Source organism: Mesorhizobium sp. WSM4813 (assembly GCF_055811555.1).
The window spans coordinates 1-329 of record NZ_JBVVQU010000170.1 but is presented as its reverse complement, the minus strand read 5'-3'; the positions used below and the strand labels follow the sequence as shown (position 1 = coordinate 329).

Below are 329 nucleotides of genomic sequence, written 5' to 3'. Positions count from 1 at the left end.
CTCATTCTGGACGCGCGCTATGAGCGGGCGCGCGAAGCCGGCGTGATCGCCAGCCAGGCGGTGCTGGTGGCGATCGGGGTCGACTGGGAGGGCCGGCGCCAGGTGCTCGGTGTCGAACTGGCCAACCGGGAAAGCCATTCGAGCTGGCGCGCGTTCGTGGCAGGGCTCAAGCAGCGCGGGCTTGCCGGCGTGGAGTTCGTCGTCTCCGACGACCATCCGGGGCTCAGGGCAGCGATCCGGGAAGTCCTGCCTGAGGCAGTCTGGCAGCGCTGTTACGTGCACTTCCTCAGAAACGCGCTCGATTATGTGCCGCGCAAGGTCGATGACGA

Annotated in this window: 1 protein-coding gene; it reads left to right on the top strand. The window is 67.5% G+C overall.

Annotated features, from left to right (window positions below):
- Window positions 1-329, top strand: a 329-nt coding sequence (locus AC0L25_RS32535; RefSeq protein ID WP_473599201.1) for a transposase, incomplete at both ends; no start/stop codon positions are given.